Origin of the sequence: Shewanella sp. TC10 (genome assembly GCF_009663145.1) — a bacterium.
GTDB lineage: Bacteria > Pseudomonadota > Gammaproteobacteria > Enterobacterales > Shewanellaceae > Shewanella.
The window spans coordinates 25,997-42,230 of record NZ_VKHR01000048.1; the positions used below are offsets into that span (position 1 = coordinate 25,997).

The 16,234-nt window shown below is 40.8% G+C and carries 13 protein-coding genes; 7 read left to right on the plus strand and 6 right to left on the minus strand.

Annotation, left to right across the window (positions count from 1 at the left end):
* Nucleotides 1–303: 303 nt before the first annotated feature.
* Nucleotides 304–3,492 (plus strand): amidohydrolase family protein, encoded by a 3,189-nt coding sequence (locus FNZ24_RS15700; RefSeq protein WP_153915678.1) that lies wholly within the window; start codon nt 304–306, stop codon nt 3,490–3,492.
* A gap of 81 nt (nt 3,493–3,573) precedes the next feature.
* Here FNZ24_RS15700 and FNZ24_RS15705 read toward each other — a convergent pair whose 3' ends face one another.
* Nucleotides 3,574–4,134 (minus strand): DNA-3-methyladenine glycosylase I, encoded by a 561-nt coding sequence (locus FNZ24_RS15705; protein WP_153915679.1) that lies wholly within the window; start codon nt 4,132–4,134, stop codon nt 3,574–3,576.
* A gap of 120 nt (nt 4,135–4,254) precedes the next feature.
* Here FNZ24_RS15705 and glyQ point away from each other — a divergent pair, with 120 nt between their 5' ends.
* Entirely contained in the window at nt 4,255–5,160 is a 906-nt protein-coding gene (glyQ, locus tag FNZ24_RS15710) for a glycine--tRNA ligase subunit alpha (protein ID WP_153915680.1), read from the plus strand.
* Nucleotides 5,161–5,169: 9 nt separating this feature from the next.
* Nucleotides 5,170–7,239: a glycine--tRNA ligase subunit beta gene (gene glyS, locus FNZ24_RS15715; RefSeq protein ID WP_153915681.1), complete on the plus strand. Its 2,070-nt coding sequence runs from the start codon at nt 5,170–5,172 to the stop codon at nt 7,237–7,239.
* Nucleotides 7,240–7,338: 99 nt separating this feature from the next.
* Here glyS and FNZ24_RS15720 read toward each other — a convergent pair whose 3' ends face one another.
* From FNZ24_RS15720 to dnaA, 5 genes are all read right to left on the minus strand, one after another.
* Entirely contained in the window at nt 7,339–8,418 is a 1,080-nt protein-coding gene (locus tag FNZ24_RS15720; RefSeq protein WP_153915682.1) for an HDOD domain-containing protein, read from the minus strand.
* A 114-nt stretch (nt 8,419–8,532) separates the two neighbouring features.
* Complete coding sequence (gene gyrB / locus FNZ24_RS15725) at nt 8,533–10,950, minus strand: DNA topoisomerase (ATP-hydrolyzing) subunit B (protein WP_153915683.1); 2,418 nt, start codon at nt 10,948–10,950, stop codon at nt 8,533–8,535.
* A 15-nt stretch (nt 10,951–10,965) separates the two neighbouring features.
* A complete protein-coding gene (recF, locus tag FNZ24_RS15730; RefSeq protein ID WP_153915684.1) occupies nt 10,966–12,048 on the minus strand; it encodes a DNA replication/repair protein RecF in 1,083 nt (360 codons plus the stop codon).
* A gap of 120 nt (nt 12,049–12,168) precedes the next feature.
* Nucleotides 12,169–13,269: a DNA polymerase III subunit beta gene (dnaN, locus tag FNZ24_RS15735; RefSeq protein WP_153915685.1), complete on the minus strand. Its 1,101-nt coding sequence runs from the start codon at nt 13,267–13,269 to the stop codon at nt 12,169–12,171.
* Between the two features lie 19 nt (nt 13,270–13,288).
* A complete protein-coding gene (gene dnaA / locus FNZ24_RS15740) occupies nt 13,289–14,677 on the minus strand; it encodes a chromosomal replication initiator protein DnaA (protein WP_153915686.1) in 1,389 nt (462 codons plus the stop codon).
* Nucleotides 14,678–15,125: 448 nt separating this feature from the next.
* On the opposite strand from dnaA, the gene rpmH reads away from it, so the two are divergent.
* From rpmH to yidC, 4 genes are all read left to right on the plus strand, one after another.
* Entirely contained in the window at nt 15,126–15,263 is a 138-nt protein-coding gene (gene rpmH / locus FNZ24_RS15745; protein WP_011867659.1) for a 50S ribosomal protein L34, read from the plus strand.
* Nucleotides 15,264–15,279: 16 nt separating this feature from the next.
* Entirely contained in the window at nt 15,280–15,636 is a 357-nt protein-coding gene (gene rnpA / locus FNZ24_RS15750; RefSeq protein WP_153915687.1) for a ribonuclease P protein component, read from the plus strand.
* Entirely contained in the window at nt 15,603–15,857 is a 255-nt protein-coding gene (gene yidD, locus FNZ24_RS15755) for a membrane protein insertion efficiency factor YidD (RefSeq protein WP_153915688.1), read from the plus strand. The genes rnpA and yidD overlap by 34 nt, the downstream gene beginning before the upstream one ends.
* Before the next feature lie 3 nt (nt 15,858–15,860).
* Nucleotides 15,861–16,234: membrane protein insertase YidC (yidC, locus tag FNZ24_RS15760; RefSeq protein ID WP_153915689.1), on the plus strand; the 374-nt coding region annotated here is incomplete at its 3' end.

Sequence of the window (16,234 nt, forward strand, 5' to 3'; positions counted from 1 at the left end):
GATTTGCAAAAGCTATTTAACAAAAGCTGATAATCAATAGCCGTTAAAATTGCCATTTAATATTCATCAAACTCAGAAAACTCCTCTTCAATTTCTAGACAGCAAGCTAAACCATCAACACTCTTCTCTATTCATCCTGAACAATCTAAATAGCTTTTGTACTGTCATCATTTGAAACAGAAAAACTGTTTAGTTCTTGCTTAATTTATGCGATAAATATCATCAGTTTTATAACTCGCAAACAACACTAGATTGATAAAAGTGTAACTCTACCCTATAACGATAATCATAAATGGACTGTGCATGTTTACCTCAAAAATCAAACCTCTCTACACTGCTATTGCGCTTAGCTTAGCGAGTGCTTCATTAGCTGTTAACGCATCCGATGAAACTGAAAAATGGCAAGTAAATGCTCCTGCAAATGCGCCTTTAGAAAAACTTCAAATTGATGTTACTGAAGGTACTTGGATGAACGTCAGTGTTTCTCCTGACGGCAAAACCATTGTATTTGACTTATTGGGTGATATTTATCAAATGCCTATCAGCGGTGGCGAAGCTAAAAAAATAGTCTCGGGAATTGCGTGGCAAATGCAGCCAGTGTATAGCCCAGATGGCAAATCAATTGCCTTTACCTCTGATGAAAATGGCGGTGATAATATATGGGTAATGGATGCTGATGGCACTAATCAAAGAGCTGTAACCTCTGAAACGTTTCGTTTATTGAACAGCCCAGCTTGGAGCCCAGATTCACAATATCTCGTTGCCCGTAAACACTTTACAGCAAGTCGCAGCCTAGGTGCTGGTGAAGTGTGGATGTATCATGTCGCAGGTGGTGAAGGCGTTAAACTAACAGAAAGACCTAATGATCAAAAAGATTTAGGTGAACCCGCTTACTCACCAGATGGTCGTTATATTTACTTCAGCCAAGATGCTACACCAGGTAAAACATTCCACTACTCAAAAGATTCTGTAAAAGGAATTTATAAAATTAAACGCTACGATACTCAAACGGGTGATATCGAAGTATTAATTGAAGGGACTGGCGGTGCAATCCGACCTACACCAAGTCCTGATGGCACTAAGCTAGCCTATATTAAGCGTGATGGTTTCCAGTCGACACTGTATTTATTAGATTTGAAATCAGGCAAACACACTAAGCTTTACGATAACCTTGACCGTGATATGCAAGAAACATGGGCTATTCATGGTGTATACCCAACGATGTCTTGGACACAAGATAACGAAGAAATCGTATTTTGGGCCAAAGGTAAAATCAATAAATTAAATGTAAAAGACAAAGAAGTAGAAAATATTCCATTCTCTGTTAAAACGGAATTAGATGTTCAACCTTCTGTTCGTTTTACTCAAAACCTTGATCAAGATGAGTTTGATGTAAAAATGCTGCGTATGGCACAAGTATCCCCTAACGGTGAGAAAGTGGTATTTGAAGCATTAGGTAAACTTTGGATCCGCGATATTGAAGACGGTAAACAAAAACGTTTAACTCGACTTGATGATGATATAAACGAACTTTTCCCACAATGGTCACGTGATGGTAAAAATATCGTCTTTACCACTTGGAATGACCAAGACCAAGGTACTGTTAGTATCGTTAGCGCCAAAGGTGGTCGCAGTAAAGAATTAACCAAAGAGCCAGGTAAATATGTAGAACCGACCTTTTCACCTGATGGCAAAGTTGTTGTTTACCGCAAAGCTAAAGGCGGTTACATGACACCGCGAACTTGGTCACAAGAGCCAGGGTTATATAAAGTCGACGTCAAGAAAAAGAACAATATAAAAATTACCGCTAATGGTTATCAACCACAATTTGGTGCAGATAACTCACGCGTATACTTTATGGATCACGGTGAAACTCCTGAGCTATCTTCAATTAGCTTAGATGGTTTCGAAAAGCGTACCCATTACACTAGTGAGCACGCTACAGAATTTAGAGTGTCACCAAATGGTGAGCACTTAGCTTTCTCTGAACGTTTCCGAGTATATGTAACTCCATTCGCTAAACATGGTGAAACTGTACGCATTAGCCCGAAAGCAACTAATTTACCAGTAACCCAACTTAGTGTACGCGCAGGTGAAAGTATAAGTTGGAACAACAAGAGTAACGAGCTTTACTGGACCTTAGGCCCAGATTTATACCAAGCAGCTGTTGATACTCAATATACAAAAACTGATGATGAAGTAAAACCGACAGTCACAGCAATTGGCTTTAAAGAAAAAGCCGATGTTCCACGTGGAACAGTCGCTTTTGTTGGCGGAAAAATCATTACCATGGAAAATGATCAAGTCATTGAAAATGGTGTTGTCATCGTTACTGACAATAAAATTGTTAGTGTCGGTGATGCAAGCGTAGCCATCCCGAAAGGTGCACAGGTTATCGATATTAAAGGTAAAACTTTGATGCCGGGTTTATTTGATGCTCACGCACATGGTGGTCAAGCTGATGATGAAATCATACCTCAACAAAACTGGCAGTTATACTCTGGCTTATCGCTTGGTGTGACAGCGATTCATGATCCATCAAATGATACCACTGAGATATTTGCGGCTTCTGAGCAGCAAAAAGCCGGTAACATCGTTGGCCCACGTATATTCTCGACTGGTACTATTTTGTATGGCGCAAATGCACCTGGGTATACTTCTCATGTAGATTCACTAGATGATGCCAAGTTCCATTTAGATCGCTTAAAGAAAGTCGGTGCTTTTAGTGTGAAAAGTTATAACCAGCCACGTCGTAACCAACGTCAGCAAGTAATCCAAGCTGCGCGTGAACTTGAAATGATGGTTGTGCCTGAAGGCGGTAGCTTACTGCAACACAACTTATCAATGATTGCCGATGGTCATACGACAATTGAACATTCTCTTCCAGCAGGTTCAATCTACAGTGATATCAAACAGTTCTGGAGCCAAACTGAAGTTGCCTATACGCCAACATTAGTTGTCGCTTATGGTGGTATTTCTGGTGAGCATTACTGGTATGACAAAACTGACGTATGGGCTCATCCTCGTTTAAGTATGTACGTGCCGAGTGATATTCTTAACGCTCGCTCTATGCGTAGAACCAAAGCACCAGATGCCCATTACAACCACTTTAATGTTGCTCGCGTTGCAAATGAACTGAATGAAATTGGTATTCATCCAAATATTGGCGCTCATGGTCAGCGTGAAGGTTTAGCAGCACATTGGGAAATGTGGATGTTCGCCCAAGGCGGAATGAGCAATATGGATGTATTAAAAACAGCCACAATTAATCCAGCGAAAACCTTTGGAATGGACCATCAAATCGGTTCAATTAAAGAAGGAAAATTAGCTGACATTATTGTTATTGATGGTGATCCATTAACTGATATTCGCGTCACTGACAGAGTGACGTACACCATGGCAAACGGTAAATTATATAACGCCGAAACCATGAACCAGTTAAATGGTGAAGAAATTAAGCGTAAACCGTTTTTCTTTGAAACAACTAAATAATTAAGCCTATTTGTTGAGTATAAAAAAGGGATGTTCCACGTGGAACATCCCTTTTTATTTACATATCGAACCTGATAAATATTACTTTCCATAACGAAAACAGTCTGTTGAATGGTCATTAACCATACCTACAGCTTGCATAAATGCATAACAAATTGTCGGTCCAACAAAATTAAAGCCCAGTTTTTTGAGTGCTTTAGACATAGCCTCAGACTCAGGCGTTTGTGCAGGCACTTCTGACATAGACTTGAAATGATTTATCTTAGGTTTACCACCAACAAACTCCCAAAGGAATTCAGAAAAGTTATTTCCTTGTTCCACAAAAGCCAAATAGGCTTTAGCATTTCGAATGATAGAATTCACCTTTAAACGGTTTCTAACAATCCCAGGGTTAAGTAATAACTCCTCTACTTTAGCTTCATCGAATGTGGCAATGATTTTAGGGTCGAAGTTAGCAAACAAGGCTTGGTAATTATGTTGCTTTTTTAAAATAGTAATCCAAGACAATCCCGCTTGTTGACCATCAAGACAAAGCTTCTCAAATAGTTCAATGGGATCATAAACTGGCCTTCCCCAAACGTTATCATGATAATCAATATAAAGCGGGTCGTTGCTTAACCAAGCACAGCGTTTCTGATCCATTTGTATTGCCCATTTAAAATTTTAATCTCTACGTTAAAAAATAACCTACATCTGCATTAATCTACAAGGTATAATCAAAACCATTTTCTATTTTCAGCCTCAATCAGTAGATAAGCGGACATGACGACGAAACACGACGTAAAGACATTCCAGGGCTTCATTATGACCCTGCAGGAATACTGGGCGCAGCAAGGTTGCGCAATCGTTCAACCATTGGACATGGAAGTGGGTGCAGGTACATTTCACCCAATGACATTCTTACGTTCATTAGGCCCAGAGCCAATGAGCAGTGCTTATGTACAACCATGTCGCCGACCTACCGATGGCCGTTACGGTGAAAACCCTAACCGTCTTCAGCATTACTACCAATTCCAAGTCGTGCTAAAGCCTTCTCCAAGTAATATTCAAGAGCTTTATCTTGGCTCATTAGAAGCCTTAGGCGTAGATATGGGCGTACATGATGTACGTTTCGTTGAAGACAACTGGGAATCGCCAACACTAGGTGCTTGGGGTTTAGGTTGGGAAGTCTGGTTAAACGGTATGGAAGTATCGCAATTCACTTACTTCCAGCAAGTGGGTGGCTTAGAGTGTAAACCAGTAACGGGTGAAATCACCTATGGTTTAGAACGTCTAGCGATGTACATCCAAGAAGTTGATAGCGTTTATGATCTTGTTTGGACTGACGGCCCTATGGGTAAAGTCATGTACGGCGATATTTTCCATCAAAATGAAGTTGAGCAATCAACTTACAACTTTGAACATGCTGATGTTGAAGTGCTATTTAAGCAATTTGATGATTGTGAAAAAGCTTGCCAAAAATTATTAGCACTTGAAAAGCCTTTACCATTACCTGCTTACGAGCAAGTAATGAAAGCCTCTCATGCATTTAACTTACTTGATGCTCGCCATGCTATATCAGTTACGGAGCGCCAACGTTATATCTTGCGTGTTCGTACTATGGCTAAAGGTGTTGCAGAATCTTATTACCAAGCACGCGAAGCGCTTGGTTTCCCAATGTGTAAGTAGAGGTAAAATATGAACGTTGAAAACTTACTCATTGAAGTGGGTACTGAAGAGTTACCACCAAAAGCATTACGTAAACTGGCTGAATCTTTTTTAGCTAACTTTACCGAAGAGTTGACCAAAGCAGAACTAGCCTTTGCTGATGCCACTTGGTATGCCGCGCCTCGCCGCCTAGCGATTAGTATTCAGCAATTAGCTGTAGCTCAAGCTGACAAAGTGGTAGAAAAACGTGGTCCAGCTGTTGCACAAGCATTCGATGCTGAAGGTAACCCAACTAAAGCCGCTATGGGCTGGGCTCGTGGTAACGGTATTACCGTCGAGCAAGCTGACCGCCTTAAAACAGATAAAGGCGAATGGTTATTACATCAAGCAAAAGTGGTTGGTGTTGAAACTAAGTCTTTAATTGCTGCTATGGCGCAAAAGTCACTTGATAAGTTACCTATCCCTAAGCCAATGCGCTGGGGTAGCAATACCACACAGTTTATCCGTCCTGTTCACACCGTAACCATGTTATTAGGTGATGAGTTAGTTGCTGGTGAATTATTAGGTATTGAATCAGCCCGAACGGTTCGTGGCCATCGCTTTATGGGCGTTGATACCTTCGAGCTAGATCATGCAGACAACTACTTAACTGAATTAGAAACTCGGGGCAAAGTTTTAGCTGATTACCAACGTCGAAAAGATATCATTAAAGCAAATGCAGAAATTGCAGCCAAAGAAATTGGCGGTGTTGCAGAGCTTGAAGATGAATTACTTGAAGAAGTCACAGCATTGGTTGAATGGCCTGTAGTATTAACTGCAAGCTTTGAAGAAAAGTTCTTAGATGTGCCAGCTGAAGCCTTGGTTTATACCATGAAGGGCGATCAAAAATACTTCCCAGTATTTGATAAAGCGGGTCAGTTATTACCGAACTTTATCTTCGTGACTAACATTGAATCAAAAGATCCTCAGCAAATTATTTCCGGCAACGAAAAAGTGGTTCGCCCTCGCCTTGCTGATGCTGAATTCTTCTTTGAAACAGATAAGAAAGAGTCATTAGAAACACGCTTAGCAAGCTTAGAGTCTGTTGTTTTCCAAAAGCAATTAGGCACAATTAAAGCCCGTGTTGAACGTATTTCTGCTATGGCTGGTTACATTGCCACCAGCATAGGTGCAAATAGTGAAGAAGCTGCTCGCGCAGGTTTACTGTCAAAGTCTGACTTGATGACCAATATGGTAATGGAGTTTACCGACCTTCAAGGCACTATGGGCATGCATTACGCCCGCTTAGATGGTGAAACTGAAGCCGTTGCTGTTGCGTTAGCAGAGCAATATAAGCCTAAGTTTTCTGGTGATACTGTACCAACAGCACCGATTTCAATCTGTGTTGCGCTGGCTGAAAAGTTAGATACCTTAGTGGGTATTTTTGGTATTGGCCAAGCACCAAAAGGCGCTGCTGATCCATTCGCACTTCGCCGTGCTGCTATCGGTATTTTGCGTCTGTGTTTAGAAAACAATTTACCGTTAGATTTAGTTGATTTGATTGCTAAAGCAAAAGAATTACACGGTGAAAACCTGACTAACGATAAAGTGTCTGAACAAGTTCTTGAGTTCTTTATGGGCCGTTTCCGTGCTTGGTATCAAGATCAAGGTGTGGGTGTTGACGTCATCTTAGCCGTGCTAGCTCGCAAACCAACTGCTCCAGCAGACTTTGAAAGCCGCATTAAAGCCGTTGCTCACTTTAGAACATTAGAGCAAGCCTCTGCACTTGCTGCTGCTAATAAGCGTGTATCTAACATCTTGGCTAAAGTTGAAGGCGAAATCCCTTCAGCTATTGATTCAGGGCTTTTAGTTGAAAGTGCTGAAAAGGCATTAGCGGAGAAATTAGACGAGTTACAACCACAACTTGCACCTTTATTTGCAGCAGCTAACTATCAAGAAGCATTAGCATTATTAGCAAGCCTTCGTGAAAGTGTTGATACTTTCTTTGAAGATGTAATGGTAATGGCTGATGATCAAGCATTGAAGAATAACCGCTTAGCGCTACTCAATAGCTTACGTGACCAGTTCTTACATGCCGCTGACATTTCGCTACTTCAGTAACAGCTCTAGCTGACATTGATAAGCCAGTAAGCTTTATTAAAAACGCGCCTTAAGGCGCGTTTTTTTATGCAAAATTTTGAATACTGATTAATTTTTTAATTAAAGGGTTATTAACTTTTTGTGCAGCTTTTCAAAAGTTACCTCATCAATACCCACTTGAGCTAATAATTGACTCAGTGCTTCTGCGGTTAATTTATCAACTTGTTTTAACATCGAACATTCACTAATAATATTTGCCCGCCACACAGCTAACGCCATTGGATCTGTCGGCCGATGATGAGTATTTGCAAGTTGTGCTAAAGCTTGTTCGAACTGAGTGGGTAACTCCTCCCAATGCTTCACTAATAATGCACTCAATACTAAAGACTTAGTTGTCATCACTTGTTTAAACAAAACCGAACTAGGTTGCTCACCAGGTTCAGCTAGACGAAATGCTTCAATCATCATCTTAAAAATCGCAATTTTGCCAACATCATGCAATAGGCCCAAGAAAAAGGCGGTATCACTATCTTGCTCTGAAAGCTCATTTGCAAGAAAAGCTACTTGCATTGAATGACGCCAAATTTCAGCACCAAAACGCCTAAAGTAAATAGGCTTTATATTGATCATTTCTTTCATCAAGCTAGTGCGTACAAACAGTTGTAACTGCTTAAGTCCAATTTGCACTACCGCCTGTTGTAAGTTGGTAATATCTTTATCTGAGCGCTTAAATGCACTTGAGTTACAGAGTTTTAAAACTTCAATACTCAATAATGGATCTTGTTCAATCAAGTTCAATAGCGCTTTGGTATCCACATCATCCTCAGCCAACTTTCTATCTAACTCAGATATACGGCTCGGCAACTTTAATACTTTTTCGGCAATTTGCTGTGGCGAACTGAAAGCTTGTTCAATTTTTGCCAGCACATTGCGCTCTAAGTTATTAGCCATTGCGCCAGTATCTTGGTCGCTAACAGGAAATAATAAACTATAAAACAGCGCTGAAGAGTCAACCGTAATCGCCAACGAAGCCGCTTTGTTAGCTACATTACTGACTGTAGATTTTTGCGTATTTACAGTGGAGGCTTGAACCGTTTTACCCTTAGATAAAACATTGTGCTGCGGATTCAATGCTTTCGCTTCGCTGACTTCTTGATTAGTGCGAACATTGAACATCTTGTTAAACAGTTTCTTGAACATGGGAAATACCTATACTACAGGTAACAACTTGATATATTTGGTTTTATAAAGCATAAAACAAAAATGGGCACCTATCATTAGGCGCCCACTTTAATTAACTAACTTGTTTTAAGATTAAACATCTAAGTTAGCTACGTTTAACGCGTTCGTTTCAATAAAGTCACGACGTGGCTCTACTTGATCACCCATTAGAGTGGTAAAGAGTTGGTCAGCACCTACTGCATCTTCAATGGTCACACGTAACATACGACGGGTTTCAGGATCCATTGTAGTTTCCCACAATTGCTCAGGGTTCATCTCACCCAATCCTTTATAACGTTGGATATAAAGACCACGCTTAGCTTCGCTCATCGTCCATTCAAGCGCTTCTAAGAAAGTTTCCACTTCCTTCATACGCTCACCACGTTTGATGTAACCGCCTTCTTCAATCATACCGTCCAACGCTTTACCTAACTTGGCAATCAGCGAGTAGTCGTTTGACTGGAAGAAGTCATAACTAAACAAGTAATTCGTATCAATACCGTGCTTACGAATCGTTAAGCTAGGTAGATAAGCTTTACGCTCTGGATCTAATACTGGCTCAATGCTGTAGATAACACCGTCAGACTCAAGTTCAATTAAGTCTGCCACGAATGCATCACACCACTGCTTCATTTGACCTTCATCTGATAGCATTTCATTGCTCACACCTGGATGATGGATCATACGATTAGTAATAGACTCAGGGTAACGTTTAGCTAAACGCTCAATGATTGCTTCAACTTCACGATATTGGCTCACTAAACGCTCTAAAGGTTCACCAGTCATACCTGGTGCACCCGCAGTCGGGTAAATATGTGTGCCATCTAACGCTTGAGTAGTTAGGTACTCAGTTAATGCTGGTTCATCTTTTAGGTACTGCTCTTGCTTACCTTTTTTCACTTTGAATAAAGGAGGCTGTGCAATATAAATATAGCCGCGCTCAATCAACTCAGGCATTTGACGGAAGAAGAAGGTCAATAGCAAGGTACGAATGTGCGAGCCATCGACGTCGGCATCGGTCATGATAATAATGTTATGGTAACGGGTTTTCTCTGGGTCGTAATCGTCACGACCGATACCACAACCTAGTGCAGTAATTAGCGTTGCCACTTCTTGCGAAGATAACATTTTATCAAAACGTGCTTTTTCAACGTTTAAGATTTTACCTTTAAGCGGAAGAATCGCTTGGTTTTTACGGTTACGTCCCTGCTTGGCTGATCCGCCAGCAGAGTCCCCTTCCACTATGTATATTTCAGAAAGACCAGGGTCTTTCTCTTGGCAATCTGCAAGTTTACCTGGCAAACCACCTAAATCTAATGCGCCTTTACGACGAGTCATTTCACGAGCTTTACGAGCCGCTTCACGGGCACGTGCAGCATCAACAATTTTGCCAACAATTAACTTAGCATCAACAGGGTTTTCTAATAGGTAATCATTTAACTGCTCACCCATTGTTTGTTCTACCGCGCCTTTCACCTCACTAGAAACCAGTTTGTCTTTGGTTTGTGAGCTGAACTTAGGATCTGGTACTTTAACTGAAATAACAGCAGTTAACCCTTCACGAGCATCGTCACCCGTGGCATTGGTTTTGCCTTTTTTATTGAAGCCTTCACGCTCCATATAGTTATTTAAGTTACGCGTTAGTGCACCACGGAAACCCGCTAAATGAGTACCACCATCACGTTGTGGAATGTTGTTGGTAAAACAGAAAATGCTTTCTTGATAACCATCATTCCATTGCATTGCGACTTCAACAGTAATGCCGTCTTCACGCTCTTGGGTGAAATGGAACACATCTTTATTGATTGGTGTTTTGTTACGGTTTAGGTAATCAACGAATGCGCTGATACCACCATCGTATTTAAAGAATTCGTTACGGTCGTCACGCTCATCGACTAAGCGGATACCCACACCAGAGTTCAAGAATGATAATTCACGTACGCGCTTGGCAAGAATATCAAAATGGAACAAGGTATCTGAGAAGGTTTCTGGGCTTGGCCAAAAACGGATATGAGTACCGGTTTTATCAGTATCACCTACTGGTGCGATTGGCGCATCTGGCACACCCATAGTGTAAAACTGCTCATAAATGTGGCCATCACGACGAATGGTCATTTGCAGTTTTTCTGATAACGCGTTGACTACTGAAACACCAACACCGTGCAAACCACCAGAAACTTTGTATGAGTTATCATCGAACTTACCACCAGCATGAAGTACGGTCATAATAACTTCTGCAGCTGATACCCCTTCTTCTTCATGGATAGCAACTGGAACACCACGACCATCATCGGTAACAGACACTGAGCCGTCAGCATGAATGGTAATAGTAATGTCATTACAGTGACCCGCTAAGGCTTCATCGATAGAGTTATCGACCACTTCGAATACCATGTGATGAAGACCCGTACCATCATCTGTATCACCGATGTACATCCCTGGTCTCTTACGAACTGCATCAAGGCCTTTTAAAACCTTAATACTCGAAGAATCATAACTATTCTCTGACATATTTCTCTCTCGTTTTTATTCAACTACCGTGACTTGCCCATGTTCCACATGAAACATTTTACTTGGCGGGCTTGCCAGCGAATCGACTATTGCAACAGGATCAATCGCTGTGACAAAAATTTGTGCACCGGTTTCGGTTAACTGTTTTAGCAATAGCTGCCTATGTTGTGCATCCAACTCAGATGGAAGATCATCCACAAGGTAAATACTATGCTTGTTTTGTTGTTCTTGAAGCAATTTGCCTTGTGCAATACGCAGTGCACAGACTAATAATTTTAACTGTCCTCGGGATAATGCATCCTGCACAGGGAGGTTGCCAACACGTAATCTTAAATCAGCTTTGTGTGGTCCACTGCCTGTATTTCCCGATGATAAATCTCTGTGATATTGAGTTTCGAGTAACTCTGCAAAATCCGTTTTGCTATCCCAGCCACGAGTAAAAGAAACCTTAATATCAACTCGTGGTAAAAACTCTTCGATTATACCCTTAAGTAGCTCATTTAACGAGTCTACATAGTGATTTCGTATCGAAGTAACTTGTTCAGCATACCGCACCAATTCCTTATCCCAAAATTGAATTGTGGCATAAGAAGAACCATCTCTAAGAAGTTGATTTCTTTGCTTTAAAATTCTTCTCGTATTCACCCATGCTTGATAAAAATTTACGTCTGCATGAAAAGCGCCCCAATCAATAAATTGTCGACGCGCTTTTGGGCCTTCAAATAGCAAAGAAAAACTTTCTGGGGTGATAACTTGAATAGGTAAAGTTTCTGCTAAAACAGATAAACGCTTCACTTTGTCGCTATTTAATTTAACGTCAATATCACCATTTCGAAAACGTCGTAGGCCTAATTTGGCTTCACCAGATTCCATTTCCAGCTGGGCAAACAAGGTTAAACTGTCTTGTTCAACATTAATCACTCTTTGAGATAAATGGCTTCGAAAAGAACGCCCCATTCCCAAAAAGTATATCGCCTCTAATATGCTGGTCTTTCCACTGCCATTTTCACCATAAATCAGGTTTAAACCTGGCTCAGGTTGTAATGATGCCGAAAGGATATTTCGAAACTGGGCAATATTAAGACGGGTTAAGCTCATGAGTGGTAATTTCTCAAACCTATCAGCAAAGAGGTAAAACAAAAGAAGGTGCCCTAATGTAGCACCTTCTTGTCGCTGTAACTGCAGAAGTTACAGTAAGTCGACTCTTTAAAATATGTTCTATAAACGCATAGGCATCACGACATACATTGAATCTTCTTCTGCATGGTTTTCTATCAACGCACTCGAATTTCCATCAATCAGCGTGATTCTGACATCGTCACTGGCTAAGTTGTTTAATACATCTAGCAAATAACTCACATTGAAACCAATTTCTAAATTCTCAGAATTGTATTCAACGTCGATAATTTCTTCCGCTTCTTCTTGCTCTGGGTTATTGGCAGTAATGCGTAATAAACCGGGCTCAAGCTGAATACGAACACCACGAAACTTCTCATTCGATAGAATAGAAGCACGGGTTAATGCTTGCTTTAAGTGATTACGGCTCGCCACGACAATCTTATTACCACCTTTAGGTAACACGCGGCGATAATCAGGGAAACGGCCATCTACAAGCTTACTGGTAAATACTGCATTATCTGTTGTCGCACGAATAGCACTATCACCAATGGCAATATTAATCTCTTTGTCTTCACTTTCTAACAAGCGCGACATTTCAACCACACCTTTACGCGGTACGATGACTTGTTTTTCTGGTAATTCGATACCAATATCGCGATGGCTCAATGCTAAACGATGTCCATCGGTGGCAATCGCTTTTAATGAAGTCCCCGATGTTTCAAATAACAAACCATTGAGGTAATAACGTACATCTTGGTTTGCCATTGAGAATTGGGTTGAATCAATAATCGACTTAAGTGTGCCTTGCTTTAGGCTGAACTCTATCTCGGCTTGAAAAGCTTCAACATTTGGATAATCAGACGACGGTAATGTCGCTAACGAAAAACGGCTACGGCCAGAGCGCAATAACCATTTGTTTTCTTGTTGTTCAATTTTGATTTCGACTTGTTCAGGAAGGGACTTGACGATATCTAAAAGCTTTTTAGCTGGAACAGTCGTACTACCCACTTCAATTTCACCTTGTATAGGCGCTTGCCCTACAAGCTCAACTTCTAAATCCGTACCTGTCAACTTAAGTGAGTCTTCACTCACTTCAACAAGCAGATTTGATAAAATAGGTAAGTTATGACGTCTTTCTACAGCGCCACACACTAATTGAAGTGGTTTTAATAGGGCATCCCTATCAATTGAAAATTTCATTCGTCTCAATTTCCTGATATTAAGAAGATAATGTACGTATCAAGTTAGCATAATCTTCTTTAATGTCATGACTTTCTTCACGCAATTGAGCAATTTTTCTGCATGCGTGTAGTACGGTAGTATGATCACGACCGCCAAAGGCGTCCCCAATTTCAGGTAAGCTTTGGTTTGTCAGTTCTTTTGATAATGCCATTGCGACTTGACGAGGTCTCGCAACACTACGAGAACGACGCTTAGATAGCATATCTGCCATTTTGATTTTGTAGTATTCAGCGACGGTCTTTTGAATATTATCAATGGTCACTAATTTTTCTTGTAGCGCTAATAAATCACGTAATGCTTCACGGACAAAATCAATGGTAATCGGCCTGCCAGTAAAATTGGCATTTGCAATAACTCGATTTAATGCACCTTCAAGCTCGCGCACATTTGAGCGTAAGCGCTTAGCAATAAAGAACGCCACTTCATCAGGAAGGTTAATGCCGCTCTCTTGTGCTTTACGCATTAAAATTGCCACGCGGGTTTCAAGTTCAGGTGGCTCAATAGCAACCGTTAGGCCCCAACCAAAACGAGATTTTAAACGATCTTCTACACCGTCAATTTCTTTCGGGTATTTATCCGATGTCAAAATGATCTGATGATTACCCTCTAATAGTGCATTAAAGGTATGGAAGAACTCTTCTTGAGAACGATCTTTATTGGCAAAGAATTGAATGTCATCAATAAAAAGCGCATCAACACTGCGGTAATAACGTTTGAAGTCTTCAATTGCATTATTTTGAAGTGCTTTAACCATGTCCTGAACAAAACGCTCAGAGTGCATGTAAACCACTTTAGCATTGGGATTATTCTTGATAATTCCATTGCCCACAGCATGAAGTAAATGGGTTTTACCTAAACCGGTGCCGCCATATAAAAATAACGGGTTATAAGCACCGCCAGGATTTTCTGCCACTTGAAGTGCAGCAGCTTTACCTAATTGGTTTGATTTACCTTCAACGAAATTATCAAACTGATAAGTCGGATTGATGTTACTGCGATGGTTTGCATGCTCAACCGGCTCAGCTTGAGTATTAAATGCAGTACTGACTCGTTGCTTAGTTTGAGTACTTTGCGTCGGTCTAACTTCTGCCTTAACTGGCGCAGGTGTTTTTACTGCTGACGGACGGCTACCAATATCAAAGCGCAGTTTAGGGGCATTTCCACCTAACTGTTCAGTAAAAAATTGATTAATGATATTGATGTACTTATCTCGAACCCAATCAAGTACAAAACGATTAGGTGCATAAAGTACCAAAGTATCGCCATCCATTTCAGCTTGTAGCGGACGGATCCACATACTGAATTGCTGCGCAGAAAGTTCGTCTTGCAGCCTGCCGATACATTGTTGCCAAAGTGAAACCGCCACTTAATATTCCTTAATATCGTTTGTTGAAGGAGGGGTATTCTATCGTTAGATCTCAATGATCGCTATCGATAATAAAATATTTATCCCCAGCCGGATCATTGTATGTGGATATCTGTGATCTTTAAAGATCAAAAACGATCCAATTAATCGTATTTGTTCGCAGATCCTGCTTTATTAACCGATCACTCTTGATCTATAATAGCCGCGCTTTGATCTGGTTAAACTACCTTTGATCCACAACATGTAGTGTTGATTCACAGAGTTATCCACATCCTGTGGTGAATATTTGCAGTTTAACGGAAAAGTAATTAGGTAAAAATTGTGCATATAGCTACTTTCCTTGTTGACGGTAGTGATTAAAGTGATTACAATTCGGCCTCTTTTTTGCCCTTACCTCTTATTTTAAGAATGTAAGGTTTATTAACTACTAAATATACGGATTGCCAAAATGAGTAAACGTACTTTTCAACCAAGCAACCTGAAGCGTAAGCGTTCTCACGGCTTCCGCGCACGTATGGCCACTGTAGGCGGCCGTAAAGTGATTGCACGTCGTCGTGCAAAAGGTCGCGCTCGTTTATCTGCTTAATCGGTAGATATTCATAGTGACTAGCTATGCTTTTACGCGGGAGTTACGTCTGTTAACTCCCGCGCAATTTAAATCTGTATTCTCAAACCCTATCAAAGCATCTTCTGCTGAAATTACTCTGCTCGCGATACCTAATTCAGAACAACATCCTCGTATTGGATTAACAGTTGCTAAACGTTTTGTTAAAAATGCCAGCGACCGTAACCGTATTAAGCGAATAATCAGAACAAATTTCCGTTTAAATCAGCATGACATCCCAAATCTTGATATTGTTGTCTTGGTTCGAAATGGCGTGGTCGATATGGAAAATGCAGAATTACATAAGTTAACAGAGAAGTTATGGCGCAAACTCAGTCGTCGTTACAAAGGTTAGCCATTAAAGTAGTTCGTGGTTACCAACTTCTTATCAGCCCCATGCTGGGACCTCGCTGCCGATTTCATCCAACGTGCTCGTTTTATGCTATTGATGCAATAAAAACGCATGGAACTGCGAAAGGTTGTTGGCTTGCAGCGAAACGCATACTAAAATGTCACCCTTTACATCCCGGCGGAAGTGATCCCGTCCCCCCTAAAAATGACAGGTGTAACAAATAGGCTATGGAATCTCAACGCAATTTAATGCTTATCGCACTACTGTTTGTCAGTTTTTTACTTTGGCAAGCATGGCAAGACGATAAAGCACCACAACCGACAGCAACACAATCGGTTGTTCAAACGAATAACGTACCTTCGTCAAATATAGGCGATGTACCCGATGCTGATTCAAGCATGCCTGTTCAATTACCGGCGACTCAAAATCTGATTACAGTTAACACTGATCAGCTAAACATCAAAATCGACCCAGTCGGTGGTGATATTGTTTATGCTGCACTTGTTGACCATAAAGTTGAAATCGATAGCGATGAAGCTTTTGTTCTTTTAGAGCAAAACGGTGCATTCAATTATATTTCTCAAAGTGGCTWAATCGGAMG